This window comes from Ruminococcus sp. (assembly GCF_019417665.1).
Classification (GTDB): Bacteria; Bacillota; Clostridia; order Oscillospirales; family Ruminococcaceae; genus Ruminococcus_C.
This window is the reverse complement of record NZ_DXUU01000004.1, coordinates 21707-48193: the sequence shown is the minus strand read 5'-3', so window position 1 is coordinate 48193 and position 26487 is coordinate 21707. Positions and strand designations below refer to the sequence as shown.

At 50.2% G+C, this 26487-nt stretch carries 22 protein-coding genes; 7 read left to right on the top strand and 15 right to left on the bottom strand.

Annotated elements, in window-relative coordinates; genetic code table 11:
- Nucleotides 1-36 precede the first annotated feature (36 nt).
- From QZ375_RS02040 to QZ375_RS01985, 12 genes are all read right to left on the bottom strand, one after another.
- Nucleotides 37-531 (bottom strand): S-ribosylhomocysteine lyase, encoded by a 495-nt coding sequence (locus QZ375_RS02040; RefSeq protein ID WP_295214471.1) that lies wholly within the window; start codon nucleotides 529-531, stop codon nucleotides 37-39.
- Nucleotides 532-752: 221 nt separating this feature from the next.
- A complete protein-coding gene (locus QZ375_RS02035; protein ID WP_295214467.1) occupies nucleotides 753-875 on the bottom strand; it encodes a hypothetical protein in 123 nt (40 codons plus the stop codon).
- Entirely contained in the window at nucleotides 876-1904 is a 1029-nt protein-coding gene (locus QZ375_RS02030; protein WP_295214464.1) for a leucine-rich repeat protein, read from the bottom strand.
- A 140-nt stretch (nucleotides 1905-2044) separates the two neighbouring features.
- Nucleotides 2045-4030: an ATP-dependent zinc metalloprotease FtsH gene (ftsH, locus tag QZ375_RS02025; protein ID WP_295214460.1), complete on the bottom strand. Its 1986-nt coding sequence runs from the start codon at nucleotides 4028-4030 to the stop codon at nucleotides 2045-2047.
- Between the two features lie 45 nt (nucleotides 4031-4075).
- Nucleotides 4076-4630: a hypoxanthine phosphoribosyltransferase gene (gene hpt / locus QZ375_RS02020; RefSeq protein ID WP_365728036.1), complete on the bottom strand. Its 555-nt coding sequence runs from the start codon at nucleotides 4628-4630 to the stop codon at nucleotides 4076-4078.
- Complete coding sequence (tilS, locus tag QZ375_RS02015) at nucleotides 4623-5981, bottom strand: tRNA lysidine(34) synthetase TilS (RefSeq protein ID WP_295214453.1); 1359 nt, start codon at nucleotides 5979-5981, stop codon at nucleotides 4623-4625. The genes hpt and tilS overlap by 8 nt, the downstream gene beginning before the upstream one ends.
- Nucleotides 5971-7314, bottom strand: coding sequence for a replicative DNA helicase (gene dnaB / locus QZ375_RS02010; protein ID WP_295214450.1), 1344 nt, complete (start codon nucleotides 7312-7314; stop codon nucleotides 5971-5973). The genes tilS and dnaB overlap by 11 nt, the downstream gene beginning before the upstream one ends.
- A gap of 16 nt (nucleotides 7315-7330) precedes the next feature.
- Nucleotides 7331-7969, bottom strand: coding sequence for a hypothetical protein (locus QZ375_RS02005; protein WP_295214447.1), 639 nt, complete (start codon nucleotides 7967-7969; stop codon nucleotides 7331-7333).
- 86 nt (nucleotides 7970-8055) lie between these two features.
- Nucleotides 8056-8502, bottom strand: coding sequence for a 50S ribosomal protein L9 (gene rplI / locus QZ375_RS02000; RefSeq protein WP_295214444.1), 447 nt, complete (start codon nucleotides 8500-8502; stop codon nucleotides 8056-8058).
- A gap of 40 nt (nucleotides 8503-8542) precedes the next feature.
- Nucleotides 8543-10510, bottom strand: coding sequence for a DHH family phosphoesterase (locus QZ375_RS01995; RefSeq protein WP_295214440.1), 1968 nt, complete (start codon nucleotides 10508-10510; stop codon nucleotides 8543-8545).
- A 24-nt stretch (nucleotides 10511-10534) separates the two neighbouring features.
- Nucleotides 10535-12376, bottom strand: a complete 1842-nt coding sequence (locus QZ375_RS01990; RefSeq protein WP_295214437.1) for a ribonuclease J — start codon at nucleotides 12374-12376, stop codon at nucleotides 10535-10537.
- 696 nt (nucleotides 12377-13072) lie between these two features.
- A complete protein-coding gene (locus QZ375_RS01985; RefSeq protein WP_295214434.1) occupies nucleotides 13073-14437 on the bottom strand; it encodes an amino acid carrier protein in 1365 nt (454 codons plus the stop codon).
- Nucleotides 14438-14706: 269 nt separating this feature from the next.
- Between QZ375_RS01985 and QZ375_RS01980 the strand changes: the two genes are divergently transcribed.
- Together QZ375_RS01980 and QZ375_RS01975 are read left to right on the top strand one after the other, a co-directional pair.
- Entirely contained in the window at nucleotides 14707-15174 is a 468-nt protein-coding gene (locus QZ375_RS01980) for a hypothetical protein (RefSeq protein WP_295214431.1), read from the top strand.
- A gap of 47 nt (nucleotides 15175-15221) precedes the next feature.
- Nucleotides 15222-16706 carry a PH domain-containing protein gene (locus QZ375_RS01975; RefSeq protein WP_295214428.1) on the top strand — a complete coding sequence of 495 codons (1485 nt, stop codon included), beginning with the start codon at nucleotides 15222-15224 and terminating at the stop codon, nucleotides 16704-16706.
- Nucleotides 16707-16784: 78 nt separating this feature from the next.
- Here QZ375_RS01975 and QZ375_RS14230 read toward each other — a convergent pair whose 3' ends face one another.
- Nucleotides 16785-18221 (bottom strand): glucosaminidase domain-containing protein, encoded by a 1437-nt coding sequence (locus QZ375_RS14230; protein ID WP_365728029.1) that lies wholly within the window; start codon nucleotides 18219-18221, stop codon nucleotides 16785-16787.
- Nucleotides 18222-18540: 319 nt separating this feature from the next.
- On the opposite strand from QZ375_RS14230, the gene QZ375_RS01960 reads away from it, so the two are divergent.
- The 5 genes from QZ375_RS01960 to QZ375_RS01940 all read left to right on the top strand — a co-directional run bounded on the left by QZ375_RS01960 (nucleotide 18541) and on the right by QZ375_RS01940 (nucleotide 24418).
- A complete protein-coding gene (locus tag QZ375_RS01960) occupies nucleotides 18541-19041 on the top strand; it encodes an HD domain-containing protein (RefSeq protein ID WP_295214423.1) in 501 nt (166 codons plus the stop codon).
- Between the two features lie 4 nt (nucleotides 19042-19045).
- Complete coding sequence (locus QZ375_RS01955) at nucleotides 19046-19636, top strand: putative ABC transporter permease (protein ID WP_295214418.1); 591 nt, start codon at nucleotides 19046-19048, stop codon at nucleotides 19634-19636.
- A 172-nt stretch (nucleotides 19637-19808) separates the two neighbouring features.
- Nucleotides 19809-20270 (top strand): MarR family transcriptional regulator, encoded by a 462-nt coding sequence (locus QZ375_RS01950; RefSeq protein WP_295214413.1) that lies wholly within the window; start codon nucleotides 19809-19811, stop codon nucleotides 20268-20270.
- Nucleotides 20263-22596: an ABC transporter ATP-binding protein gene (locus QZ375_RS01945; protein ID WP_295214410.1), complete on the top strand. Its 2334-nt coding sequence runs from the start codon at nucleotides 20263-20265 to the stop codon at nucleotides 22594-22596. The genes QZ375_RS01950 and QZ375_RS01945 overlap by 8 nt, the downstream gene beginning before the upstream one ends.
- Complete coding sequence (locus QZ375_RS01940; RefSeq protein WP_295214406.1) at nucleotides 22586-24418, top strand: ABC transporter ATP-binding protein; 1833 nt, start codon at nucleotides 22586-22588, stop codon at nucleotides 24416-24418. Before QZ375_RS01945 ends, QZ375_RS01940 begins: the two co-directional genes overlap by 11 nt.
- Nucleotides 24419-24686: 268 nt before the next feature.
- Here the strand turns inward: QZ375_RS01940 and eno are convergent, their stop codons facing one another.
- Nucleotides 24687-25988, bottom strand: coding sequence for a phosphopyruvate hydratase (eno, locus tag QZ375_RS01935; RefSeq protein ID WP_295214403.1), 1302 nt, complete (start codon nucleotides 25986-25988; stop codon nucleotides 24687-24689).
- Between the two features lie 145 nt (nucleotides 25989-26133).
- Complete coding sequence (locus QZ375_RS14225) at nucleotides 26134-26484, bottom strand: helix-turn-helix transcriptional regulator (protein WP_365728022.1); 351 nt, start codon at nucleotides 26482-26484, stop codon at nucleotides 26134-26136.
- Nucleotides 26485-26487 lie beyond the last annotated feature (3 nt).

The following is a 26487-nucleotide window of genomic DNA, read 5'->3' as shown; positions in this document are numbered from 1 at the left end:
AATTCCTGGTTTTCCAATATCTGTCCCCTCTTTCTGTCAGACTGAAGCAGTACCATTTAATACATCCTGGGGATATTGCAGCTGCGCCGGAGACCAATCCGCCATAACTGGCTGAAATTCCTGTGCGACTGCCTTTGCACCATCCAGGTCATGGGCGAGATAATTGCCGCATTCCCAGCGTTTTCCCCCAGGGATCTCCCCGGAAAAATCCAGAACAAACTGCAATGTCTCCTGCACCAGGCAAATGGCATCTGCGCCAGAGATGGTATCCCGTGTTAGGAAATAGAACCCGGTGCGGCATCCCATGGGGCCCACATAGACAATGTCATCGGAAAAAGGTGTATTGCGCACATAGGTAGCAAAAAGATGTTCAAAGGTATGCAGGGCATTCTCCTCCAGGTAGTCGCCCTCTGGGTTGTTGGGCAGCTTCATGCGGATGTCATATGTCACCACATCCCCGTCCACACGAGAAATATACATGCCCCGTTTCAGGTGGTCATGGTTAATGGTAAAGCTTGTGATCTGTTTCATAGGTATTTCCTCCGAATTTACATAGTAATCCATGATATTATTATAGCAAACATTCATTGCACTTGTCAAGTATGTATCAAAAAACGATTTTCGGAAATTTGCGGGCGAACACAGTTCGCCCCTACAATTTTGTAAGTTTTATCATGTGATAAATCTGATTTCCATACAAAAAACCGGAGCAGTCAGTGCCGTTCCGGTTTGGTGTATTATGAAACAGGAGTTCAGCCGAGAAGTTCCGTCCAGGAGACATCCTGTCCCACGGATTGTTTTGCGTAGTACAGCAGGATGTAATAAGCGTCATCTGCGTTAATACTGCCGTTGCTGTCTACATCTGCCGCTTTCATTTATGCATCGGTCAGACCGGAATCACCGCTCACGGACATTTTCGCATAGGCGAGGAGACAATAGTAGGCATCGTTAGCGTCAATAATATTGTCGCCGTCGATGTCGCCAGCGGATTGGGGAAGCTCTGCGATGTCTGTTGTCGTAGTGGTGTCTGTTGTCGTTTCTTCTGTCGTAATAGTTTCTGTTGCTGTGACTTCTGTTGTAGTGGTTGTTTCTGTAATTGTTTCTGTTGTCGTTGTAGTAGTAGTTTCTTCGATGCTGTTAAAATGAATTGTAGCGTTTAGAAGAGATTCATTAGACTCTCCAATTTCAATTGCGTTCCACGCTTCTTCCGTGCCACTGTAATAAACATCGGTCAATCTGTCACAACTAGAAAACGCATAATTTCCAATACTGATCACACTCTCCGGGATGGTAACTTCAATCAAACTTGTACATCCAAAAAACGTATTCGTCTCAATGCTGGTCACACCATTCGGAATCTTGATACCAGTCAAACTGTTACAGCCTGAAAACGCATAATCTCCAATACTGGTCACACTGTCTGGAATGGTAATCCCAGGCAAACTATTGCATCCAGAAAACGCACCCCTTCCAATGCTGGTCACACCATCTGGAATAGTAATCCCAGTCAAACTGTCGCACTCAAAAAACGCATAATCTCCAATGCTGGTCACACTGTCTGGAATTGTAATTTCAGTCAGACTGGTGCACCACTCAAACGCACAATTTCCTATGATGGTCACACTGTCTGGAATGATGACAGTAGTCAGACTTTTACAGCCAAAAAATGTACGCCAACCTATGCCGGTCACTGCCATCCCATCAATTTCCGCCGGGATTTTTACTTCCTTCACACTTTCATCACAGTCCGTGATCGCAACAGTTCCATCCTCAAGTACCATATACGTCAAATCACCATATGTACCGGTTTCTAAGGCTTCCACCGCACTGACAGTCCATGGTACACTCACCGCAAAAATCACCCCAGCAGCAACCGCCGCCAATACCCGTTTCCAACTACCCATATCAAGTTCTCCTTTTTATTCCGAATGATCGCACACATTCGTCACTTTCTTCCATTATATCACAAATCACATTTAATAGTGTGAACAAAGTTCAAACAAAAAGACTGCCATACTCATTCCAAGCACAGCAGCCTTTTCCATTATTCTTCCTTTTTCTCCGGATTCTCCAGCATATCTGCCGCCGGTTCCGTCTTTGTTTGCAGCTCTGCCTCAGTGGTTTCCACCGCAGGCTCTGCCGGCTGCGCCGTCTCCGGTGCGGTTTCCTCCGGTTCTGCCGGTGTATCCTCGAACATCGCCGGGTCCATCTCGCCGCGCATGAGCACCTCGAAATCTTCCCGTTCGATCTTCTCATGAAGCATCAAATACTTCGCCAGCAGATGGAGCTGATCCATGTGCGCCTGCAAAATTTCCTTTGCCTTGTCGTACGCCTTTTCAATGATGGAACGCACTTCGTCGTCAATCTCCGCTGCCACACGGTCAGAATAGTCTCTGGACGAACCCAGATCCCGTCCCAGGAACACTTCACTCTGGTCGTTGCCGTAAACCACAGGTCCCATCTTCTCGCTGAAACCATAACGTGTCACCATGCTCCGTGCCGTGGATGTGGCACGCTCCAGGTCGTTGGATGCACCGGTGGAGATGTCCTCCAGTACCAGCTGCTCCGCAACACGGCCGCCCAGCAGTGTGATGATATTCTCCTCCATCTCCTTTTTGGAGACAAAGCTCTTGTCCTGTTCCGGCAGGGACATGGTATATCCCCCAGCCATGCCACGAGGGATGATGGATACCTGGTGCACCTTATCCTGGTGATCGCAGTAGTACGTGCAGACGGCGTGACCTGCCTCATGGAATGCTGTCAGACGCTTTTCCTTTTCCGTCACCTTGTGAGATTTCTTCTCCGGGCCGGCAATGACCTTGATGGTCGATTCCTGGATTTCCTCCATGGTGATCGCCTTTTTATTCTTCCGTGCCGCCAGCAGGCAGGCTTCGTTGACCAGATTCTCCAGATCCGCACCCGTAAAGCCCACAGTGGACTTCGCAATGGTGGACAGATCCACATCAGGGCCAACGCTCTTGGATTTTGTGTGTACTTTCAGAATGGCTTCACGACCCTTGACATCGGGATAGCCCACCACGATCTGGCGGTCAAACCGTCCCGGACGCAGCAGTGCCGGATCAAGTATATCCCGGCGGTTGGTTGCCGCAATAACAATGACATTGTCCTTTCCGGTAAAACCATCCATCTCTACCAGCAACTGGTTCAGGGTCTGTTCCCGTTCATCATGTCCGCCACCGATGCCCGTACCACGGTGCCGACCCACAGCGTCAATCTCGTCTATGAAGATAATGGACGGTGCATTCTTCTTCGCCTGTTCGAACAGGTCACGCACACGGGATGCACCTACGCCCACGAACATTTCCACAAAATCCGAACCGGAAATGGAGAAGAACGGACAGCCTGCTTCTCCGGCGACGGCTCTTGCCAGCAACGTCTTACCGGTTCCGGGCGGTCCCATGAGCAATACGCCCTTGGGGATTCTTGCACCCAACTCCGCATATTTCCGGGGATTTTTCAAAAAGTCCACGATTTCTTCCAGCTCGTGCTTTTCCTCATCCGCACCGGCAACATCCGCAAAGGTAGCCTTCCGGGTGTTCATCTGGTTCTTGATATTCGCCTTTCCGAATGTAGTGTACTTTCCGCCGCCGTTTGCCTGTCGCATCATAAATGCAAACAGGATAATCATCAGGATCACAAGGATCACTGTGGGAATAATCGTCAGCAGCCAGGAAGTATCCTTGATTTTATAGAAATCCTCTTTCAGAGGTACTTCGTTTCTGGCGTTATACTTCTCCCGGTAATACTGGGTATCCTCCAGGAAAATCTGGACATTCGGCACTTCATATGCAATTTTCTCGTCATTCTGCAGCACCATCTCCAGTTCGCCGGATCCCAGATCCAGGGTATATTCCTTGACATCATAATCATCAAAATGCTGGATGATCTCAGAATATTCCGGTGTCTTGACGTTGCCCTTCAAATTCGGCAGCAAAAAGACCAGGGCTGCAATGAGCAGCAATACGATCACAAGATAAGTTCCGATGCCTCTGCCTCTCTTTGGTGTCAAATCACATTCACTCCATTCTGTTTCGGCGATCTCTGCGCCTTTTTCTCAATGCATTTGTTGTTCCTCAGAATTTTCATAAATCCCGATATACGGCAAATTACGATAAAGTCCTGCATAATCCAGTCCATATCCCACCACAAAAGCGTCAGGAATGGAAAAGCCGCGATATGCCAACGACACCTCAAATTTTCGCCGTTCTGGTTTATCCAACAGCGTGCAGACTGCCAGCGAAGCCGGTTTCTGTGCTTCCAGTACCGGAAGCACTGCATGAAGCGTCGTGCCCGTGTCCAGAATGTCCTCCACCAGCACCACATGCCGTCCTGTCAGAGTTTGGGACAACGGTACTTCAAACTGTACATGACCAGAAGTGACCATGCTGTCTCCATAGCTGGATGCTCGCATAAAGTCCAGTTCCAGAGGAATCGTCACTGCACGTACGAGGTCGGCAAAAAAGATACTAGAACCTTTCAGCAGACACACAAACAGCGGCATTTTGTCCGCATAATCTGATGCCAACTGTGCGCCTAGTTCCTGCACCCGTGTCTGTATCTGCACTTTGGTCAGCAGCACTTGCACAATATTCGCTTCCAGCTCAGGCATCATTCTGCTCCTCTCTGATTTCTACGACCAGAAGCCGCCGTGTATTCTCATCGGGAACTGCACGGTCGGCTGCACCAATATACTCCGCAAATACGATCCCGTCATCATCTGCTAGAATATGCAGGGTCTTCCGGCGTCCTTGGGGCACTTGTGCCTGAATGACTTTTTTTAGGGACGAAGTAAAGGCTCTGCCGGGCAGACGAATCCGTTCCCCGGGCTGTCGCAGACGCAGGAAGATGTTACCCTTTATTTTATCATAATCCAGGCAACTATTTGCAAATTTTCCGTGAACATTTTCTACTTTCTCATGATTTTCTGCTTCTATCAGAGAAGCGTACAGGATAAAACCCGGAAAAATTTGATTTTCTCCCAATTTCAGCAGTGCCTTTTCCCCCAGCGGTTCTGGCGGTGCTGTCTCTATCCAAAGGATGCCCGGTTTTGCCGCCGCATAAACACGCCGGGACAAGTTCCACCTGCCCCCATACACCGCCAATGCCATGAGACGTTCCAACAGAGCCGCATCATAAGAAAGTCCATGCTCCTCCAACAGCATTGCCAGACAACGCGTTTGCAGTGCAGGGTGTATCTGCTCCAGATGTTCCAACATGTCCGCACTGGTATGGCATTGTGCATATGCCGCCGTTGTCTGCTGTGTCATGTAGTCATCCTCCCGGCATAGACTAGTGATGGTGTGCGCTGCGGTGCGTTCCACAGAAGGGTTGAGTTGTTTCAGCTCCGGAACGATTCTGTGCCGGATCCGGTTGCGTGTATACAGATTTGTCAGATTAGTGCTGTCTGTCACATATGTTTGCCCCAGTTCCGCAAGATATGCCTCCACCTGTTCCCTGGTCGTTGTCAGCAGCGGTCGGAGTATCCTGCCGTTTTTCGGCGGAATGGCTGTCAGTCCATGGAGACTGCTGCCCCGGATCAGGCGATGCAGCAGAGTTTCCAGATTATCCGAAGCCGTGTGCGCCGTGGCGATCCAGTCCGCCTGCACCTGCGAAAAGGCTTCATAGCGGCACTGCCGGGCGGCAAGCTCCGTGGAAAGGTGTTCCTGCCAGGCACGTGTTTCCACATCCACAGTGTATTCTTCCAGAGACACCCCCAGCGATGCACAGAGTTGCCCACAGAACTGCCGATCCCTGTCGCTTTCCGTTCCACGCAGCTGGTGATCTACGTGAACTGCCGTCACAGAAACTCCTAGTTCCTCCTGCAATTCCAGTAGACACCGGAGCAGACAGACGCTGTCCGCTCCACCGGAAAGGGCACAGCATACCGTGTCACCCGGCTGCACGCATTCCAATGCCCGAAACTGCGCCAACACCTGCCGGGGCAGAGACTCAGCCTTCATTTCGCATCTCCGCATTGGAGAATCGTGTGAACTGACCATCCCATACCAGCTGAATAGTGCCGGTTTCGCCATGACGATTTTTTGCCACGATACACTCAGACACATTGGGGGTAGGACTGTCCTTATTATAATAAGCGTCACGATAGAGAAACATAACAATATCCGCATCCTGTTCGATAGAACCGGATTCACGCAGATCGGACAACATCGGACGCTTATCGGTACGGCTCTCTGGGCCACGGGAAAGCTGCGATAACACAATGACCGGAATATCCAGTTCTTTCGCCATAATTTTCAGCTGACGGGTGATTTCCGAAATGACCAGCACACGATTATCCGTTTTCAGGGTAGAACCCATAAGCTGGAGATAGTCAATCACTACCAGACCGAGATTTTTCATCCGGCGAAGCTTTGCCTTGATCTGCTGCACTGTCACGCTTGCCGTATCGTCAATGAACATGGGCAGACCGCTGAGCACGCCGGCACTTGTGGCAAGGCGTACCCAGTCCTCGTTAGTGAGGAAGCCGTTTCGCAGCTTGTTGGAATCCACCAGTGCTTCCGTAGAGAGCATACGTGTGGCAAGCTGTTCCTTGGACATTTCCAAGGAGAATACGGCGACTTCCTTTTCACTGTGCCGTGCCACATTGGTGGCAATATTCAGGGCGAAGGACGTTTTACCCATACCCGGACGGGCAGCGATCAGGATCAGGTCAGACTTATTCAGACCGGAAGTCACGGTGTCCAGGTATTTGAAGCCAGTTTTTGCGCCCAAATATTTTTCCTTATCCGGACCGGAGATCTTACCGATACGGTCATACGCTTCGCAGATCGCATCGCCGATCTTCACCAGACCCTGGACATCCCTACCCTGACGAATGTCAAAAATACGCTGTTCCGCAGCATCCATCAGAGTCTGGGCATTCTGTGCCCCGGACTGGATATCCTGCAAAATGCCTCTTGCGGCAAAGGCAAGGCAACGGATGTAATATTTCTCCGCCACAATGTGGCAATAGCTTTCAATATTGGCTGTAGACGGCACGATATTGATGAGTGCCGCCAGATAAGTTCTGCCCTCCGCTGCCGTCTCAAACACACCCTGTTCTACGGCAGCATTGAGTACGGTAATGACATCGGCTTTTTCTCCGGATGTAAACATCTGCATAATGATCTGGAACAGCGTCCGGTGCTGTTCATTGAAAAAGCACTCCGAACGAATGGTTTCCAGTACCACTGGCAGCACAGCAGAATCAATTAGAATTGCACCGAGAATGGTTTGTTCTGCCTCCAGACTGTAGGGCAGTTCTGCACTTTCGTTAGGCATATATTCTGCCATAACATAACCTCCTGTATTATGATATAATTGTTCCTTTTGCCGGAGCAGAAAATAACGAAGGCATAAGTATATTCAGATATATTTCTAAATTGTTCACCTGAATACAGTATGTTTCATCCACATTTTCCACAAAGGCTACATATTTTTGAGTATACATGCTTTCGCTATATTGTTCGAACACAGTGCTTTTGTTATCTGAAACATTCACTTTTCTCTCATCCATTACCGTCAATGCAATGTAACAATTTTGAACATCATCTTCCTTGCACACTGACACCAAAATATTGGGATTTACTGCGGCGATAAGCGGCGTTTTCCTGTTCAACGGCACTTTCCATCTACCATTTTGCTTTGTAAGAAAAAGATATGATTCTCCACCACTCTGATTATAGATTATAAATGTAGAATCCTCTGTATCCACAATCTTCTGCATGGTACCATGACAGCCACTATTTAAAAAAGCACTTTGCGGAGATTCATAAGACAGCACCAGATTTTCCAACCGCAAGGAATAAAGAGCAACTAGAGCACTAACAGAAAAAATCAGAAGCAACGTGGCTTTTGCATTCTTTTGTCTTTTTTTATATTGGCGATACACAAGTAATATTGCAATCAACACTATCACATAAATAACAAGTTTTATCGTTGCTGCCATATTCTAAACCTCTTTCCCCAAATCCATAGAATAATGAATGCGGGACGCAACCACGACCCGCATTCCATCCATTTCCAAGAGATCACTTACCCCTCGACAACTTCCACCGTCACCTTTGCCGTAATGCCGGCATACAGACGAATCTCCGCCTCATAAGTGCCGAAATTCTTGATATCTGACTTCAGGCTGATCTTTTTCTTGTCGATCTTGCACTGATACTGCGCTTCAATGCACTCAGCGATCTGTGCCGCAGTCACTGCACCAAACAGTCTGCCGCCATTTCCTGCCTTCGCCACAGCCTTTACAGTCTTACCGCTCAGCTTATCCGCTGTCTCCTGGGCATTCTGCTTTTCCACATCGATCTTGTGTGCCACAGAGGACTGCTTGCCTGCCAGTTCTGACAGATTCTTTGCCGTTGCCTCTACTGCAAGTCCTTTCTTCAGCAGCATATTCCGTGCATAACCGTCAGACACATTCTTGACCTCGCCCTTTTTGCCGGAGCCCTTCACATCCTGTGTAAAAATAACCTTCATTGTGATCATCCTTTCTATATAAAACGAGAATTTAGCATCCCTAATTTTTCTGCATTTCCTGCGCCTCCAGGATCAGCAGCAGCTGTTCCTTTGCCTCCTGAATGGTACACTTCGGCAGCTGTGCCGCAGCCATAGTCTGGTGACCACCGCCGCCCAGCTGTTCCATGATCACCTGGACATTGACATTTCCCATAGAGCGTGCAGAAATACTCACGCCGTGTTCCTCCAGATACAGCACAAAGGATGCCTCCACCCCCTGAATGCTCAGCAGTTCGTCTGCCGCCTGAGAAGCAATCACACGCATGTCCTGCCCCTGCATTTTCACTACGGAAATGGCGTTGTTGCGGTACAATTCTGCATGGGAAACAATCTGCGACCGCATGGAATAGGCGGAAATGGTATTGGAAAACAGCGTTTTTACCTGAATGGTATCTGCACCGATCTTCCGCAAATATGCCGCCGCTTCAAAAGTACGCACACCAGTGCGCATGACGAAATTTTTTGTATCCAGCATAATGCCTGCCAGAAGCGCATCGGCATATGCCGCCGATATCTCCGTATCGAGACGGAAATACTGTATGATCTCCGTCACCATCTCCGACGCCGATGAAGCGTAGGGTTCGTGGTGAAAAATCACCGCATTTTCGATGAAATTGACGTTTTTTCGGTGATGGTCAATAACCACCACATACCGTGCCGCATGGTACAAGTCCAGACTTTCCAGAATATCCTTGTTGTGGGTATCCACCACAATGAGCAGACTGTTCTCTGTCACCTGCGCCAGGGCATCCATGGGTTCGATGAAACAGGGGCTGTCGCTGCACTGCTTCATCCGCTGAATCAGCTGAGTGGCAAGGCAACTCTGCTGGTGTACTACCACATACGCCGGCTTCTGCATAAGCCACACTGCACCGGCAAGTCCGCACGCCGAACCAATGGAGTCCAGATCACCGAAACGGTGTCCCATGAGAAATACCTGATCGGAATTCTCTATGAGTTCCTGAAGCGCCAGGGCAATGGAACGAATCTTGGTCTTGGACTTCTTCTCCACGCCCTTAGAAGCGCCGCCGAAGAAACAGAACCCATTTTCCGTCTTGACTGCCGCCTGATCGCCGCCGCGTCCCAGTGCCATATCCAGAGACTGCCGGGCAAACTTTTCACTCTCTGCCAGCGAAGCTGCACCGTCTCCTACACCAATGGAAAAAGTAATATGCATCCGATCATTGACCCGGATCTGCCGTGCCTCGTCCAACACATGAAAGCGGTTGTTCATGATCTCATGCAGATGCCGGGACTCCATGACCGCATAGAACAGATCGTTCTCCACCTTGCGGATCACGCCATCTGTACCCTGCATAAAGTTTTCCAGCACACGCTCCACCTCAGCAGAAACCTGCGCTTTTTCACTTTCCTTAGCGTATTGCAGCAAATCGTCATAGCTATCGATGACCAGCAGCATGACACAAGGTCTGGAATTGGTATTTTCATTTTGCAGCCGCAAAATATCGGTGATTTCCAAGAACTGCACAGCAATGAATTCCTGCTGATTCTGCACACTGGGAACAGCGTGCACCCGATAGCTCAAGCCGTTGTGCTCCATAAGCAGATCCCGATTCTGTCCCAACGCAGCTAGATTCAGATGGATCACATCCTGCACCGATCGTCCCAGAACAGAACGATTGGGCACAAAACGACTACGGAACATATCGTTACACCAGACAATTTCTCCACTGTGGGATGTCAGGATCACTGGCACACCCAAGCTCTGAAGCGCTGCCATACCAGCTCCTTCGATCTCTCCGCGGACAGCTGTGGTCTGCTGCCGTTCTGCACGGCGCAGCCAGAACCACTCTGCACAAAGTACAATACTGAGCAGCAAAATCACCAGGAACTGTGTCGCCAGCCACCGCTGGGGCATCCGCCTGAGCACCGCCAAAAACAGCGGTACCAGAACGCTGATGAACCACAAGATCCCTGTGGCGATGATTACCCCATATTTTCGTTTCATGCTGCATTCTCCTCGGATTTTCTGTTATACTTCCATAATAATGGGTAGAATCATGGGACGGCGCTTGGTCTTTTCATAGATAAAGTCAGACAGAACGTCACGCAGCTTGGTTTTCAGCGTGCCCCACTCCTTCAGATCGTGGGCGCTGCATCCGTCCAGCACCTTTACCATCACACGGCGTGCCTCGTCCATAAGCTCTTCCGATTCCCGGACATAGACAAATCCGCGGGAGATAATATCCGGGCCGGCAACCAGCGTATTCGACATGCGCTCAATGCCGATCACCACAATGATCAGACCATCCTGCGCCAGATGCTTTCTATCACGAAGTACGATAGAGCCAACGTCACCTACACCCAGACCGTCTACCATAACACGACCTGCGGGCACCTGAGATACCACACGCATGGTCTGACCGTCTGTTTCGATCACATCACCAATACTGGAGATCAGGATGCGCTCTTCCGGCATTCCCATAGATTTCGCAATTTCCGCATGTTTCACCAGATGCTTATATTCACCGTGCACCGGGATGAAGAACTTGGGCTTTGTCAGTGCCTGAATGAGTTTCAGTTCTTCCTGACAGGCGTGACCGGAGACATGCACCTCGTACATAGACTCATAGATCACCTCTGCCCCAGATTTCATCAATTCGTTGACCACACGAGTCACATATTTTTCGTTGCCCGGAATGGGTTTTGCCGAAATAATAATAAAGTCATTGGGCGTAATGGACACCTTTTTGTGGCTGTTCATGGCCATCCGTGTCAGTGCCGAAAGCGGCTCACCCTGGCTTCCTGTTGTCACAAGAACAATCTTCTCGTCAGGATAACGGCTCATTTCGTCAATGTCAATGATCATACCCTTGGGTACCGTCAAATAGCCCAGTTCTGTAGCTGTTTCAATGACATGGATCATGCTGCGCCCGAATACGGCAACCTTTCTGCCGTAGTGCTCTGCCTGGTCAATAATCTGCTGTACACGATGCACATTAGATGAAAATGTCGCAATGATGATACGCCGTCCCTCAGCACGTTTGAACAATTTCTCAAAGGAGCCGCCTACGGTGCGCTCAGAGCAAGTAAACCCTGTCCGTTCTGCATTAGTAGAATCTGCCATAAGTGCCAGAACGCCGCGGCTGCCCAACTCGCCGAAACGTGCCAGATCAATGATTTCATCGTCAATCGGTGAAAAGTCCACCTTGAAGTCACCGGTATGCACAATAATGCCTGCCGGGGTATGGATCGCCATACCCACTGCGCCGGGGATAGAGTGGTTCACCTTGATGAATTCCACTGCCATACAGCCCATTTTTACAGTTTTCCGTGGTTCAACTTCAATGAGCTTCGCCTGCTTGAGGAGACCATGTTCCTCCAGCTTGCCCCGGATGAGCCCCAGGGTCATGCGGGTGCCGTAAATGGGCACATTCATTTTTTTCAGAAGATATGCCAGACCGCCGATATGATCCTCATGACCATGGGTAATGACAATACCACGCACACGGTCCTTGTTTCCCTCCACATAGGTGAAATCCGGAATGACAATATCGACACCCGGCATGTCCATATCCGGGAATGCCAATCCGCAGTCTAGAATGAACATGTCATTGCTGCACTCGAACACAGTCATATTCTTTCCGATCTCATTCAGACCGCCTAAAGGTATGATCCGTACCGGTGTACGCTTCTGCTGTTCCCGTTTTGGTGTTTTTGTCTGCTGTGCTGCACCGCCACGGCTGCCATTGCTGCGGTATCCGCCGGCGTTTTTCCGTTCACCGCTCTGCTGACGCAGTCTTGCACCATAATTTCTCTTTCTTGTCTGTGAACCGTTGCGTGGTTCACGTACCTGTTCCTTTTCTGTAGCCAATCAAATATCCTCGCTTTCTTCCAATTGGCGATGGCAGTGTCAATTTGCAGTATTCCTACAGATCTCCAAAGTTCTTTCTATCGCTTTCCCAAAAGATCCGTATTCTCTTTTTAACAAGGTTCGTGCATTGTTTGATCGTTCTGCAATTCCGTGCTTTTTCGTGCAGCAGTCCCTGTTTTCCGGTCGTTCACACCGAATTTGCATCGTTCCATTCTCTTCGGGGACAGCCATTGTACACAGCACATCCTGTACACATCGCCCTGGATTTCACCGGTTCTTAGAGCCTGTTCAGCATCTTTTCGCACGCATCTTGCTTGCATCTTTTCTGGGGGATTTTGCGAAAATACTCGGAAATCCACAAAGGATTTCCTCCGTTTTTCACTTCATCTCCCAAAAAATCTGACTGTGCAATCTGCGCACGCCCAGATACTGAACAGACTCTTACTGTATCACGCAAGAATACAGCATTCCCGTATGTATAAAATATAAAATACGGCCTACCGGCAATAAAACGTCCGCACAGCAGGCAGCATTCTCATACAATAAATTCCGATGCAGAAACAATCTTCGCCCTATAAAAATGCGTTCTGTTTCTGCAATTCCACTTTCACGTACAGCAATACATAGTTTTATTATACGATTTCCTGAATTCAATGTCAATGGAATTTGAGAAAAATTTGCTTTTTGGACAATTATTCACGACTCACACTCCGGAATTTCTACAAAACCGCCAGAAACCTTCTTTTTTTCGGCACAATGCGGCGTTCCCTTTCCCGACAGCAAAAGAAGCCCCAGAAGATTGGGAATCGCCATGAGTCCATTGGCAATATCTGAGACAGCCCACACTGCCCCCAGAGAGACTACAGCGCCGACACCGGCAGCCAGACAGAATAAAATGCGATAGGGCTGAAGTCCCCGTGTGCCCCAGAGATAGTGTACTGCCTGTTCCCCGCAGCAGCACCAGCCGATAAGGGTACAGAAGGCAAAAAGTGCTGTCATAATTGCCATGATTTGAGGCGAAGCACCGCCGAAGATGCCGGAAAATGCTGCTGTAATCATTCCTCCGGCATCCTCTGCCTGTTCCATAGCACCGCTGGTAAGCACTGCCAGAGCTGTCAGTGTACAGCATACCAGGGTATCCAGTGCTACCTCTACCATGCTCCACATGCCTTGAAGAGACGCATCCCGTGAGCATCCCCCAGCATGAACCAGAGCGCTGCTTCCCAGACCGGCTTCGTTAGAAAATACCCCATGGCGCAGACCCGTCCGCACTGCCTCCCGAAGCAATGCACCAGAAATGCCACCGCCCACTGCATCAAGCCCAAATGCGCCCCGAAATATCGACTGAAATGCCTGGGGCAAAGCCTCTCCATGCAAAACGATCACTGCCAGTGCAGACAGCATATACGCCGCTGACAGCAAAGGCATGAGCCACTGAATCACGCTGCCCACACCTCGCACCCCACGAAGCAAAATACAGCCCAGCAAAACCGCTACAATAATCCCCACTGCAAGAGGCGGCACAGAAAATGCCTCCTCTGCCAACGCAGAAATGGCACTGCTTTGGGTCATATTGCCCATCCCCAAAGATGCAGCGATACAAAAAACTGCATACAGCGCCGCCAGCGTCCGGCTGCCCAGACCATAGCGCAGATACGCCATAGGGCCGCCCACACGAGTACCATCCGGCAATTCACGGGCATAGCGCATTGCCAATACATTTTCCGTATAAGTCAGCATCATGCCCAGCAGAGCCGAGATCCACATCCAGAAAATTGCTCCCGGGCCGCCGATGCATAGGGCAGTTGCCACGCCAATGACATTCCCCGTACCCATCGCCGCCGCCAATGCTGCGGAAAAAGTCTGGAACTGCGTCAAGGCAGGCGTGCCGTCTTTTGTCTCGCCAGAACCCCGGCGCAGACCGCCGAACGTTTCGTGAAGAATGGTTTTCCAGCTGCGCAGTTGAAAAAAGTGGCTGCGCAGACTCAGCCACAGTCCTGTCCCCAGCAAAAGTACCAACAGACCCGTCCCCCAGACCATAGATGCAATTCGTTCCAGCATAACAATCTCCCCGTTTTAAAATTAGGAATGAGGTGTTAGGAATGAAGAATGATGGTATCGCCTACGGCGATACATTAAAAAATGTAAACCATAGTGTTTTTTATTTGTGAGCGAAGCGAACACCGCCATTCCTAATTCCTAACTCCTCATTCCTCATTCAATCAAAATTCTCGCACATTTTTTCTTGACGTATCCGCATTCATAAGGTATAATATTGATATATTATTATATGATAGTGACATAGAAAAGTATGCCCTCAGGAGGAACGCATGAAACAGTACAATGCCGATCGCCATGCGCAGTATACATTACAAATTGCAACACCCATTCTTGCCGTTGTTCTGATCATTCTGGTGTGGTATTTTCTTGCTTTTCTGCCCCATTGGATGCTCTGGACACTGACAATTATTTTTGCGGCAGCAGCGATACTGCTTTCCACGCTGCTTCTGCCCATGTGGTTCTGCACCGTTTCCTATACGGTCTCTGACACCCATATCACCAAACGCTGCGGCATTTTCTTCATTCAGGAACAGACCATGCGCACCCAGGCGCTCCAGTTCAGCAGCATCTTTCGGATACCAGGTTCCCACAAGACCGGCATGAATTTCATTCCTCTGCATGCATACGGCGGTACAGTTTTTCTTGCATTTTTGAGCAAGTCTGATGCAGCAGAGATCCAGGCATTCCTGCAAAGAACAGTGTATCAGAATGGTCAGACGCAGCCAAAAAAAGTCTGACCCAGCGTGCATATTCACACAAAACAACCGTCGGAAAGGAGGAACGCATGTCGATAAATGCACCGCCGGATGTCACCATTTATCGGGAGCATCCTATCAAGATCCTGCGCTACAGCGCCAAGAACCTTTGGCTGTTGATTTTCCCCCTACTGCGCAGTCTGCGTTTTTACCCCTTTTCCCTGCAAAATCTTATTGACTGGGGCGCCGGTACATGGTTTGACTTGCTCATTGCCTTGTTGATCCTGGGGATCGGTACGCTGCGGTGGCAGTCCTGTATCTACTACTTTGACGAAGTCTCCATTCACTCTCAAAGCGGTCTGCTGCTGCAAAGGGGCACGGAGATCCCTTTGGAGCGCATCACCTGCACTGTGGAAGAACACTCCTTTTATCTGCGCCCCATCCGTGCCGTCCGGTTACAGATCAGCACAGCGTCCGGCGCTGTCCCCGAGGCAGACATGAAACTGATCCTCTATCTCCGGGATCTGCACCATATGCGGCAGCATATTCCCGTACTGCAAAACGACAGTTCCAAGGCCGTGGCATATCACACCCCGGCATGGCGTGTGCTGCTCTTTTCGGCACTGTTTTCCAGCAGCTTTTCCGGCGCCCTGTACATTGCTGCCCTCTTTTTCGAAGGCGGCAGGATCACATCGGATCTGCTGGAGCAGTTCCAGGCACAGCAGCTTTTGGAGGATGCCACAGAACGAGCTTCCTCGGCATTTCACGGTGTTCCTCGTATTGCCATCACCATCGGCATCGTGATCCTGTCACTGTGGCTGATCTCCTTCGGGCGGAATCTCTTGCGATATGCCAGATTCCGTATCCGATTCGGCAGTCAATTTATTTCTGTCCACATGGGGATCCTCACCCGGCGGCGATATCATCTTCGAGACTCTGCCATTGTTTTTCCCGACCTGCGGCAGAACCTGATCATGAAGATCTGCGGTATGGTCTCCTTACACATCCGCTGTCCGGGCTATGGAAGCCGCCGGGACACTCTGCCTGTGCTCATCCCTCTGGTGCGAAAGCGTTCTTCTCAGGCGCTGCTGCAAAAACTTCATGCCGCCCAGATCCTGAAAAATCCCCGTATGATCGCCCGTTCAAACCTGCGTTTTTTCTGGTCATTTGTCTGGCCGCCGGTCATCGGACTGTGTGCCATTCTCCCGGTACGATTCCTGCTGCTGCGGCTTCTGCCTGAATTCGACTCCATGATCCGCTTTTTCTCGGTCATGCTGGTGATCCCTCTGGTATGGCTGCTGCTGATCCGAATTGTCTCCCTGATGACGCAATATGTGACAATGGACGGTGAAACAGTTCAATTCCATTTCAGCCGATGGTTCACATTCCACACCATTACCGTCCAGCGAAGCCACATTGTCCGGGCAGATTTCAAACAGACACCCCTGCAAAAGCAATACGGTGTAGGGCATCTTTATCTGGTCTGTAACGGCCCTCGGCAGCAGCGATTCAAACTGACGGCACTCCCTGAACAGGCTGCGAGAACCATTATCGCCGCACTCATCCAAGCATAAAAAAAGCCGGACAGTTCCCTGTGCAAAAGGAACCGTCCGGTTTTTTATACATCATAAATCATACATTCATTGCATATTTCATTTCGGCATTCTCAAAATTGCTAATAAGATCCGCAGAATTTTTGCACCATAGTCAGCACCTGCCGCCCAGCCTTTGCCGTAGGGATTTTCCTGGATGCCCAGCCATTCCACGTAAGGTGCACAACCTCGCTGCACATAGCGGAATCTCGTGTCAACACACGCCTGCACCAGGTCTCCGGTATCCGCATAGGCTTTCAGATGCTGGATCTGCGCACGAATACCCAGCTGCGGCGTGGCAAAAGAATTGCCCTTCATACCGCAGCTCGTGACGCCCATGCCGCAGAAATTATTCTGATCCAACGTCACTGCCGAGCCCTGAAAGGTGAAATTTCCCGTTTCCAAAAGAGACTGTGCAAATGCCACATCTCCCCGAACACCTTCTGCTTCGCCCTCGCTGAGATAATAAGGAATCATATCCAACACACTCTGAGATACATTGGGATTCACCGACTTCAGATAAGCGGTCATTTGCGCAGCAGTTGCCCGTGACGTACCCATAACAGCAGTTTTTTCAACAGTCAGAGTGCCGTCCGCTGCTGCTTGATATTCCACGCCGTCGATTAAAATACTGCCATTACAGAGCATTGTGCCGTCTCCATAAAAATAACAGTTTTTCCCGTCAATCGTCTGCATTCCGGTAACTGCCGTCCCGGCATCCGGATCGAAATAATACACTTCACCTGACACCGTCTGCCAGCCTGTCTGCACGCCGCCTTCTGGTGTGATTTCATACAAGTCCCCTTGAATCCGGCACAGCCCCGTGAGACTGTTTCCGGTTCTGGGATCAAAATAATATGTCTTGCCGCCAATTTCTGTCCAGCCGGTGGCCTGCACGCCGTCTGCTCCGAACTGATACCATGTACCATCGATCTGCACATCGCCCACAGCTGCCGCGCCGGTTTCTCCGGAATAATAGCGGCATCCGCTTTCGTCCGTAAAGAATCCCAGTTGCAATTCGCCATGTTCATCCAGCAGAAACAAGGTGTCCGCATCTGTTTCCTCTCCTTGTAGCGTCACAAGCCCCGTTTGAGTGCCTATGAGCTTTCCGGCATCTGCATCTATATAATAGTACCCTTCTCCATAGCGGATCCAGCCTGTCCGGGCAATCCCCGTTTCCGGTTCATAATACCGCCGCACACCACCCACAGTCTGCCATCCGGTACGAAGCGTGCCATCCGGTGCAAAAAGATAAGTCTCGCCGTCAATAACAGCTTCTCCTGTAACGATGTTGCCTGCCGCATCATAATAGACCAGCGCACCGGCACTGTTGGTGACCCAAGTATCGGGCACCGCATCCACTGGCTCCAGGTCTGTGGTTGCCGTAGCGACCAAAGGCGTTTCCATGGCAGTTTCTTCTGCTGCAGCAGTCATCCCGCCCAGGCAAAGGGCTGCACCAGCTGCAACAGCAAAAAGTAATATATGAAAAGACTTCAAAATGATTCCTCCTAGGATCTTTGATTTTGCACTGCATCAGTCACCTGGAAACAGGCACCTTCCATGCACATTCGTTTTTTATTGTACCATATTTTTTCGAGATGGTCAACCATTTTTGTGAATTTCGTTGAATTTCTCACAGAACACTACCGACAGAGGAGACGTGTTTTCGTCATTTTGTAAGAATTTTCAAAGAAAATATGACGTTTTTTCGGGAACAATAAGAAAAAAATAACACCGAATTTGTTGACAATACGACAAAAATCAGCTATAATGTAGAAAAGCTTAAGTGCCGTCTGAAGATAACAGGAGGAATCACATGTCTTTACAAAATATGAAACAGCCGGATAAGGTACAGGCGCATCTGTCTGCTTATCTATCAGACCGCGCCGTTTGTTCCATGGATGAGTTCATCCAGCACGGCACTACCACGACTTTAGAGCACTGCCTCTCTGTGGTTTCTGCCAGCTGCGCCATCGCAGAACATCTGCATCTTCGTATCAACTATAAGAACCTGATTGTGGGCGCACTACTGCACGATTTTTATCTGTATGACTGGCACACCCACCAGGACGAGGGTACGCTTCACGGCTTTGCCCATCCTCGCATTGCCTGCCGGAATGCAGCGATGCGATTTCATATCAGCCCGGAAGTTCAGCATATTATCCGCACCCATATGTGGCCTCTGACGCTGCGGTTTGTGCCGCGTTCCCGGGAGGCAATCATCGTCTGCCTTGCGGACAAGTACTGCTCTACGTTGGAGACAGTCTCAGGATTCTGGCGTCATGCCAAAACACTAGGACGAAAAAGGAGGGTATAATTTTATGGTATCGAGCCTGGCAGACTATGTTCTGCTCTTTTTTACATATTCCACACTGGGATGGTGCATGGAGACCCTGTACATGGGCGTACGGGAACGCCATATCACAAACCGGGGGTTTCTGCTGGGACCGTGCTGTCCGATCTACGGCATCGGACTCATAGGCATCACCATGCTGTTCCAGAACACAAGGCACGGCTTCTGGTATGTCTTTGTCTCCATCATCTTGCTTTGCAGTGTGCTGGAATACACCGTCAGTGTGCTCATGGAACGGTTGTTCCACACCCGCTGGTGGGATTATCATGACATGAAATTCAATCTTCATGGCAGGATCTGCCTGGAGACCATGCTGCCTTTCGGCGTGCTGGGAACATTTGCATTATATCAGATCAACCCTTTTCTCATGGCAGTTTTTCACCGGATTCCCCCGGGGATCTCCAATAAGTTTCTGACCGGCATCGTTCTGCTGGCACTGGTAGACCTGGTTGTGTCCGTACGGACACTGCTTCTCATCTCCCTGCCGGAAGGCGAAGCGGATCATACGGCAGAAATTTCCCGGCGTGTCCGGGAAGAACTGGGGAAACGATTCGGATAAAAATTGAATAAAACTTTTTCGTGCATTCCGCAGCTTTTCAGCGGAATGCACTTTTTTTGTGACAGCTCCATGAAAACGACAGAAAAGCCGTTGACAATAAAAATAACATACGTTATAATAAAACAACGTTATTTGATAACGTTGTTATAGAATTGGGAAAGAGGGTGTGAAAATGGCAGATCCGTTAGAAACCTTTCTGTCCATTACAAACCGGTTTCACAATCTGAATGTATTTACTTTGCTGCCGCTGGCACGGCACGATTATATGGTGTTGTTCACCATACGCTGCCTGCAAAAGAAATACAGCGGCGGCCTCACCGTCTCTGCGGTGGCAAAGGAAATGCATGTGGTACAGCCGGCAGTATCACGGACACTGCGCAGTCTGGAAGAACTGGAACTCATCCGACGAGACGTGAGCCAGGAAGACCGACGCAATACCTATGTAACGCTGACCCAGGAAGGGCAGCTGACCATTAAAGAAGCAGACCGCGTACTGGAACAGTTCCACCAGGGGATCCGGGAGCAGTTCGCACCAGAAGAAATGGAACAACTGATCCTGCTGATGGAACGGCTATATGAAGCAGCTGAAATCCAGCTGGAAAAGATGAAGAAAGGAGCAGAAACGAATGGGTAAACTTTTCAAAAACCTAAAGCCTTACTGGAAGTCAGCACTACTGATCTTGCTGCTGCTGATTGTGCAGGCGTTTTGCGACCTGTCCCTGCCGCAGTACACTTCGAATATCATCGATGTGGGCATCCAGAACAGCGGCGTAGAACATCTTCTGCCGGAAAAAATGACGCTGACAGAATATCATACAGCACAGATCTTCATGACAGAAGAGGAACAGAAGCAGTGGGAGGACGCATATGAGGTTCAAGGCGAACTCTGCGGTCAAAAGGATCTGAGCGGAGACACACTGGACGAACTGGATGAGGAACTGATGATCCCCATCCTGCTCAACTATGAGATGTCCATGGTAGACGAAGACAGTTTCCGGAAGATCGTGGCACAGCAGAGCGACCCTGCCGCCGCAGATCAGCTGGCGCAGATGAGTATCGAAGAGATCGGTGCATCTATGGGCGTGGAACTGAAGCCTTTCGTCCGGACGGAAGAAGACGAAGACGGCAACGAGACTGAAGTCACATGCGTCGATGTCCGTCCCCTGTTCCTTGCCATGCAGGAAAGCGGTCAAATGAATGATACTGTCCTGAACGACATGCGCACCCAATTGGAAGATATGCTGGATACCATGGGCAGTTCTCTTGTGGAGTCCATGGGCATTGCCTATGCCGTACAGTGCGACAGGGATGCCGGACTGGATATGGATCACCTTCAGAAAACCTATCTGTGGATTTCCGGCGGCAAAATGCTGCTCATGGCATTGGTCATGATGGTAACTGCCATCGGCGTCAGCTATCTGGCATCCCGTGTGGGTGCAGGCGTAGGACGTGATTTGAGAGTGAAAGTGTTCTCCAAAGTCATGCACTTCTCCGGTGCAGAGATGGATCAATTCTCCACTGCTTCTCTGATCACCAGAAGCACCAATGATATTCAACAGGTGCAGATGGTTACAGCAATCTTCCTGCGGATGCTTCTGTATGCTCCGGTACTGGGCATCGGCGGCATCATCAAGGTCGTAAACACCGGCGCAGGCATGGGATGGGTCATTGTCCTGGCTGTGCTTGTGATTCTGGGTATCGTGGGCGTGCTCATGTCCATTGCTATGCCAAAGTTCAAGAAAATGCAAGTGCTGGTAGACCGGGTGAACCTGGTTTCCCGTGAGATCCTGACAGGACTGCCGGTCATTCGTGCCTTCTGCCGGGAAAAAACAGAAGAAGAACGCTTCGACCAGGCAAACCGTAATCTGACCAAGACAAACCTCTTTGTCAACCGGGTCATGACCTTCATGATGCCCATCATGATGATGATCATGTACGGCCTGAGCATTCTCATTGTATGGGTCGGTGCACACCGTATCGACGACGGTGTGATGCAGGTTGGTTCCATGACAGCATTCATCACCTATTCCATGATGATCGTCATGTCATTCCTGATGCTGACCATGATGTCCGTCATGCTGCCTCGTGCTTCTGTTGCTGCCGGACGAATCGATAAAGTTTTGCAAACAGAAACTTCCATCCAAGAAGCAGAACAACCTCAAAATCCAAAACCGGTACACGGCGTGCTGCGGTTTGACCATGTGCATTTCCACTATCCCAATGCAGAAGAGGACGCACTGACTGATCTGGACTTTACCGCAGAACCAGGAAAAACCACTGCTATTATCGGCAGCACCGGCTGCGGCAAGTCCACTCTGGTGAACCTGATCCCCCGTCTGTACGACGTAACAGAGGGAAGCATTACCCTGGACGGCGTGGATATCCGGCAAATGGAACTGAAGGAACTGCGGCAGCAGATCGGCTTTGTACCCCAGAAGGGCGTACTGTTCTCCGGTACCATTGCCACGAACCTGCGCTTCGGATGTCCTGACGCGTCAGACGCAGAGATCCGGCAGGCGGCTGAAATTGCACAGGCGGCTGATTTTATCGAAGAAAAGCCGGACAAATACGACAGCGTCATTTCACAGGGCGGTACAAATGTTTCCGGCGGTCAGAAACAGCGTCTGACCATTGCCCGTGCCATTGCAAAGCAGCCGAAGGTGTTCGTCTTTGACGACAGCTTCTCGGCACTGGATCTGAAAACCGATGCAGCACTGCGAAAAGCACTGGCATCTCAGGTACAGGACAGCACGGTCATTATTGTAGCACAGCGTATCAGTACCATTCTCCATGCAGACCAGATCCTGGTGCTGGAAGAAGGAAAAATCGTCGGAAAGGGTACTCACGAGGAACTGCTGCACAACTGTGAGGTTTATCAGCAGATCGCAAAATCCCAGCTCTCCGCAGAGGAACTGGGATTAGAGACATCCGAGGAAGGAGTGACAACAGATGGCGAATGAAAGAAAACATGGAATGCCCCGGCACGGCGGCGGTCAGATGCCCGTGGAAAAAGCCAAGGATTTTAAAGGCTCTATCGGAAAGCTGTTCGTGTATATCAAGAAATATCATGCAGCAGTTGTTGTCGTGATTCTGTGTGCCATTCTCTCCACTGTGTTCAGCGTGATTGGTCCGGATATTCTGGGTAAGGCAACAACAGAGCTGTCCAACGGACTCATGGCAAAAATCCAGGGCACTGGCGGCATTGATTTCACCAAGATCGGACAGATCCTGCTGTTTGTGCTGGGACTGTATCTGTTCAGTTCCCTGTTCAGCTTCATTCAGGGCTGGCTCATGACCGGTGTTACCCAGAAGGTGTGCTACCGGATGCGCCGGGATATCTCCGAAAAGATCAATCGGATGCCCATGGCATACTTCGAAAGCCGTACCTACGGCGAAGTGCTCTCCCGGATCACCAACGATGTGGACACTCTGGGACAGAGTCTGAACCAGAGCATTACACAGATCATCACTTCTGTAGCGACTATGATAGGTGTTCTGGTCATGATGCTGCGTATTTCGCCCCTCATGACTCTGATCGCACTTGTCGTTCTGCCCATCTCCATCGCCCTCATTTCCCTGGTGGTAAAGAAATCCCAGAAATACTTCAAGCAGCAGCAGGAATATCTGGGACACATCAACGGACAGGTAGAGGAGACCTATGCCGGCCACACGGTCATCAAGGCATACAACAAGGAACAGGAGACGATCCAGAAGTTCCAGGAGACCAACGACACCCTATACCGTTCCGCCTGGAAATCTCAGTTCTTGTCTGGTCTGATGCACCCCATTATGGTATTCGTAGGCAATCTGGGCTATGCTGCTGTGGCACTTTCCGGCGGTCTGCTGGCGATCCGGGGTACTATCACCATCGGCGACATCCAGGCCTTTATCCAATATGTGAAGAACTTCACCCAACCAATCCAGCAGATCGCCCAGGTGCTGAACCAGGTGCAGTCTATGGCAGCAGCAGCAGAACGTGTCTTTGAATTTCTGGGAGAGGAAGAAGAGGTACAGACTGCTGAACATCCCGTACAGCCGAAACAGATCACCGGCACAGTCTCCTTCCAGCACGTTTCCTTTGGCTATCATCCAGAACAGCTGATCGTTCACGATTTCAGCGCCGATGTAAAGCCAGGACAGAAGATCGCCATTGTTGGACCTACGGGTGCAGGCAAAACCACTATGGTAAAGCTTCTCATGCGGTTCTACGATGTCAACAGCGGCGCTATTCTTCTGGATGGACACAATGTCCAGGACTTCAATCGAAATGATCTGCGAGAAGCATTCGGCATGGTCTTACAGGACACCTGGCTGTTCCAGGGCACCATTATGGAGAACATCCGCTACGGCAGACTGGATGCCACAGACGAAGAAGTCATTGCAGCTGCAAAGGCAGCTCATGCTGACAGCTTCATCCGGCAGCTGCCAGGCGGCTACAATATGGAGCTGAACGAGGATGCAAGCAATGTCTCCCAGGGACAAAAGCAGCTGCTGACCATTGCCCGGGCGATTCTGGCAGACAACAAGGTCATGATCCTGGACGAAGCGACTTCTTCCGTAGACACCCGGACAGAGATCCAGATCCAAAAGGCAATGGATCATCTTATGGAGGGAAGAACCAGCTTTGTCATTGCCCACCGGCTCTCCACCATCCGCAATGCAGACTTGATTCTGGTCATGAAGGACGGCGACATTATCGAACAGGGCACTCATGACGAGCTTCTGGCGAAGAACGGATTCTATGCGGATCTGTATCGGTCACAGTTTGCACAGACTGCGTAAATCCAAAAAGCAACACCATACAAAATCAATTATAAGGCAATACCGCACAAAGAACGCCTGACGGCTTTGCACGTCATATGCTTGCATCTTTTCCGTCATATTTCACAAAAATGCTCGTGAATACACAAAGTATTCACTCCGCTTTTTGTTTCATCTGACGAAAAATCTGACTGCGCATCTGACGCACAATCTTTGTGTGGTATTGCCATAACAAAACGGGCGAACCCATTTTATCAGGTTCGCCCGTTTTGGCATCAATATTCTGTAATTATTGACCACGCTTCACATGAAATGCGTTCACGCCCGGATACACTGCACTGTCCCCCAGCATTTCTTCGATCCGCAGCAGCTGGTTATACTTTGCCACACGCTCAGAACGGCTGGGTGCGCCAGTCTTGATCTGACAGGTATTTAACGCCACTGCCAGATCTGCAATGGTTGTGTCCTCCGTTTCGCCGGAGCGGTGGGATGCAATTGCCGTATAGCCTGCCGCATGTGCCATTTTGATTGCCTCCAGCGTCTCTGAAACCGAACCGATCTGGTTCAGTTTGATCAGAATGGAATTACCGCAGCCAGAACGGATTCCCTTTTCCAGGCGCTCTGTATTTGTCACAAACAGGTCATCGCCTACCAGCTGCACCTTATCCCCCAGTTCCTGGGTAAGCTTTTTCCAGCCCTCCCAGTCCTCTTCATCCAGAGCATCCTCAATGGAGATAATGGGGTACTTTTCCGCCAGATGCTTCCAGTGGAGAATCAATTCCTCTGACGTAAAATGCGTACCCGCCTTGGGGAGCACATACTCTCCGGGCTTACCGCTTTTCCATTCGCTGGCGGCGGCATCTATGGCGATCATAAAATCCCTGCCCGGCTCATAACCTGCCTGCTGGACTGCCATGAGAATATACTGGATGGCTTCTTCATCACTTGCCAGATCCGGCGCAAAACCGCCTTCATCTCCCACAGAAGTCGCAAGACCTCTAGAGCGCAGCAGGGATGCTAGACCGTGGAACACCTCCGCACACCAGCGCAAGGCTTCTTTGAAGCTGGGTGCACCCACAGGCATAATCATGAATTCCTGTACATCCACGGTATTTGCTGCATGGGCACCGCCGTTGAGGATATTCATCATGGGCACCGGCAGACGGTTCCCAGAAGTGCCGCCCAGAAACCGGTATAGGGGAATATCCAAGGAAATGGATGCGGCTCTTGCGGCGGCAATAGAAACGGCGAGAATGGCATTTGCACCCAGATTGGACTTATCCTTTGTGCCGTCCGCCTGAATCATGGCACGATCAATCGCATAAATATCCGAGGCATCCATCCCTCGGAGGGTGGCATGAATTATGGTACTGATATTCTCCGCCGCTTTGGTGACGCCCTTTCCCAGATAGCGTGCAGAATCGCCGTCCCGCAATTCCAGGGCTTCAAATTCCCCGGTGGAGGCACCGCTGGGTGCAGTGCCTCTGCCCACTGTGCCGTCCAGGAGGGTCACCTCTGCCTCAACGGTTGGATTACCACGGGAATCCAGGATCTCTCTGCCTACAATCTTTTCAATCTGCAAGTAATTCATTGCAATACGCTCCTTTCTATGTCTGCGATAGTAGGAGTATGCCCGAATCTGGGAAAGATATGCAGGAAAATACAGAATGCTAGGACAACAAAAAAGCATACCGTCGGGATGCAGTACGCTTTTCTTGTTCATGATATGGAAAATTTCATTGTGCTTCTTTTTGCTGAGCCTGCTGTTCATATAATGTGTCCAGAAATTGTTCCAGTCTGCCCTTGTTGCGTTCTGTGAGGGCAGTGTATTTTTCCAGCACATTGAGGGTATCATCCGGCAGTGAGAGACTGTGACTATCCCCTGGGTTATTGGTGCGGCCGGCAATATAGTCGATACTGACTCCGTAAAAATCCGCCAGCAAAACAGCGAAATCCAACGGAACAGTGTGTTTCCCCTGCTCATAGTTGGTATACGTGGTTTTGTGCATATACAGCTTTTTGCACAATGCCTCCTGCGTCAGGTCGCTGTCCTCTCTCAGATCCCGAATCCGCTGGTAATGTTGCATAAT

Bases quoted from the DNA above. Each gene is read 5' to 3' on its own strand.
- QZ375_RS02035 (WP_295214467.1), bottom strand. From the start codon at position 875: ATGAAAGCGGCAGATGTAGACAGCAACGGCAGTATTAACGCAGATGAC.
- QZ375_RS01980 (WP_295214431.1), top strand. From the start codon at position 14,707: ATGAAACAGTACAATGCCGATCGCCATGCGCAGTATACATTACAAATT.
- dnaB (WP_295214450.1), bottom strand. From the start codon at position 7,314: ATGGCAGAATATATGCCTAACGAAAGTGCAGAACTGCCCTACAGTCTG.
- QZ375_RS01950 (WP_295214413.1), top strand. From the start codon at position 19,809: ATGGCAGATCCGTTAGAAACCTTTCTGTCCATTACAAACCGGTTTCAC.
- eno (WP_295214403.1), bottom strand. From the start codon at position 25,988: ATGAATTACTTGCAGATTGAAAAGATTGTAGGCAGAGAGATCCTGGAT.
- QZ375_RS01945 (WP_295214410.1), top strand. From the start codon at position 20,263: ATGGGTAAACTTTTCAAAAACCTAAAGCCTTACTGGAAGTCAGCACTA.
- QZ375_RS01955 (WP_295214418.1), top strand. From the start codon at position 19,046: ATGGTATCGAGCCTGGCAGACTATGTTCTGCTCTTTTTTACATATTCC.
- QZ375_RS01995 (WP_295214440.1), bottom strand. From the start codon at position 10,510: ATGAAACGAAAATATGGGGTAATCATCGCCACAGGGATCTTGTGGTTC.
- QZ375_RS02040 (WP_295214471.1), bottom strand. From the start codon at position 531: ATGAAACAGATCACAAGCTTTACCATTAACCATGACCACCTGAAACGG.
- QZ375_RS01975 (WP_295214428.1), top strand. From the start codon at position 15,222: ATGTCGATAAATGCACCGCCGGATGTCACCATTTATCGGGAGCATCCT.
- QZ375_RS01985 (WP_295214434.1), bottom strand. From the start codon at position 14,437: ATGCTGGAACGAATTGCATCTATGGTCTGGGGGACGGGTCTGTTGGTA.
- rplI (WP_295214444.1), bottom strand. From the start codon at position 8,502: ATGAAGGTTATTTTTACACAGGATGTGAAGGGCTCCGGCAAAAAGGGC.
- tilS (WP_295214453.1), bottom strand. From the start codon at position 5,981: ATGAAGGCTGAGTCTCTGCCCCGGCAGGTGTTGGCGCAGTTTCGGGCA.
- QZ375_RS01940 (WP_295214406.1), top strand. From the start codon at position 22,586: ATGGCGAATGAAAGAAAACATGGAATGCCCCGGCACGGCGGCGGTCAG.
- QZ375_RS14225 (WP_365728022.1), bottom strand. From the start codon at position 26,484: ATGCAACATTACCAGCGGATTCGGGATCTGAGAGAGGACAGCGACCTG.
- QZ375_RS02005 (WP_295214447.1), bottom strand. From the start codon at position 7,969: ATGGCAGCAACGATAAAACTTGTTATTTATGTGATAGTGTTGATTGCA.
- QZ375_RS01960 (WP_295214423.1), top strand. From the start codon at position 18,541: ATGTCTTTACAAAATATGAAACAGCCGGATAAGGTACAGGCGCATCTG.
- hpt (WP_365728036.1), bottom strand. From the start codon at position 4,630: ATGCCTGAGCTGGAAGCGAATATTGTGCAAGTGCTGCTGACCAAAGTG.
- QZ375_RS02030 (WP_295214464.1), bottom strand. From the start codon at position 1,904: ATGGGTAGTTGGAAACGGGTATTGGCGGCGGTTGCTGCTGGGGTGATT.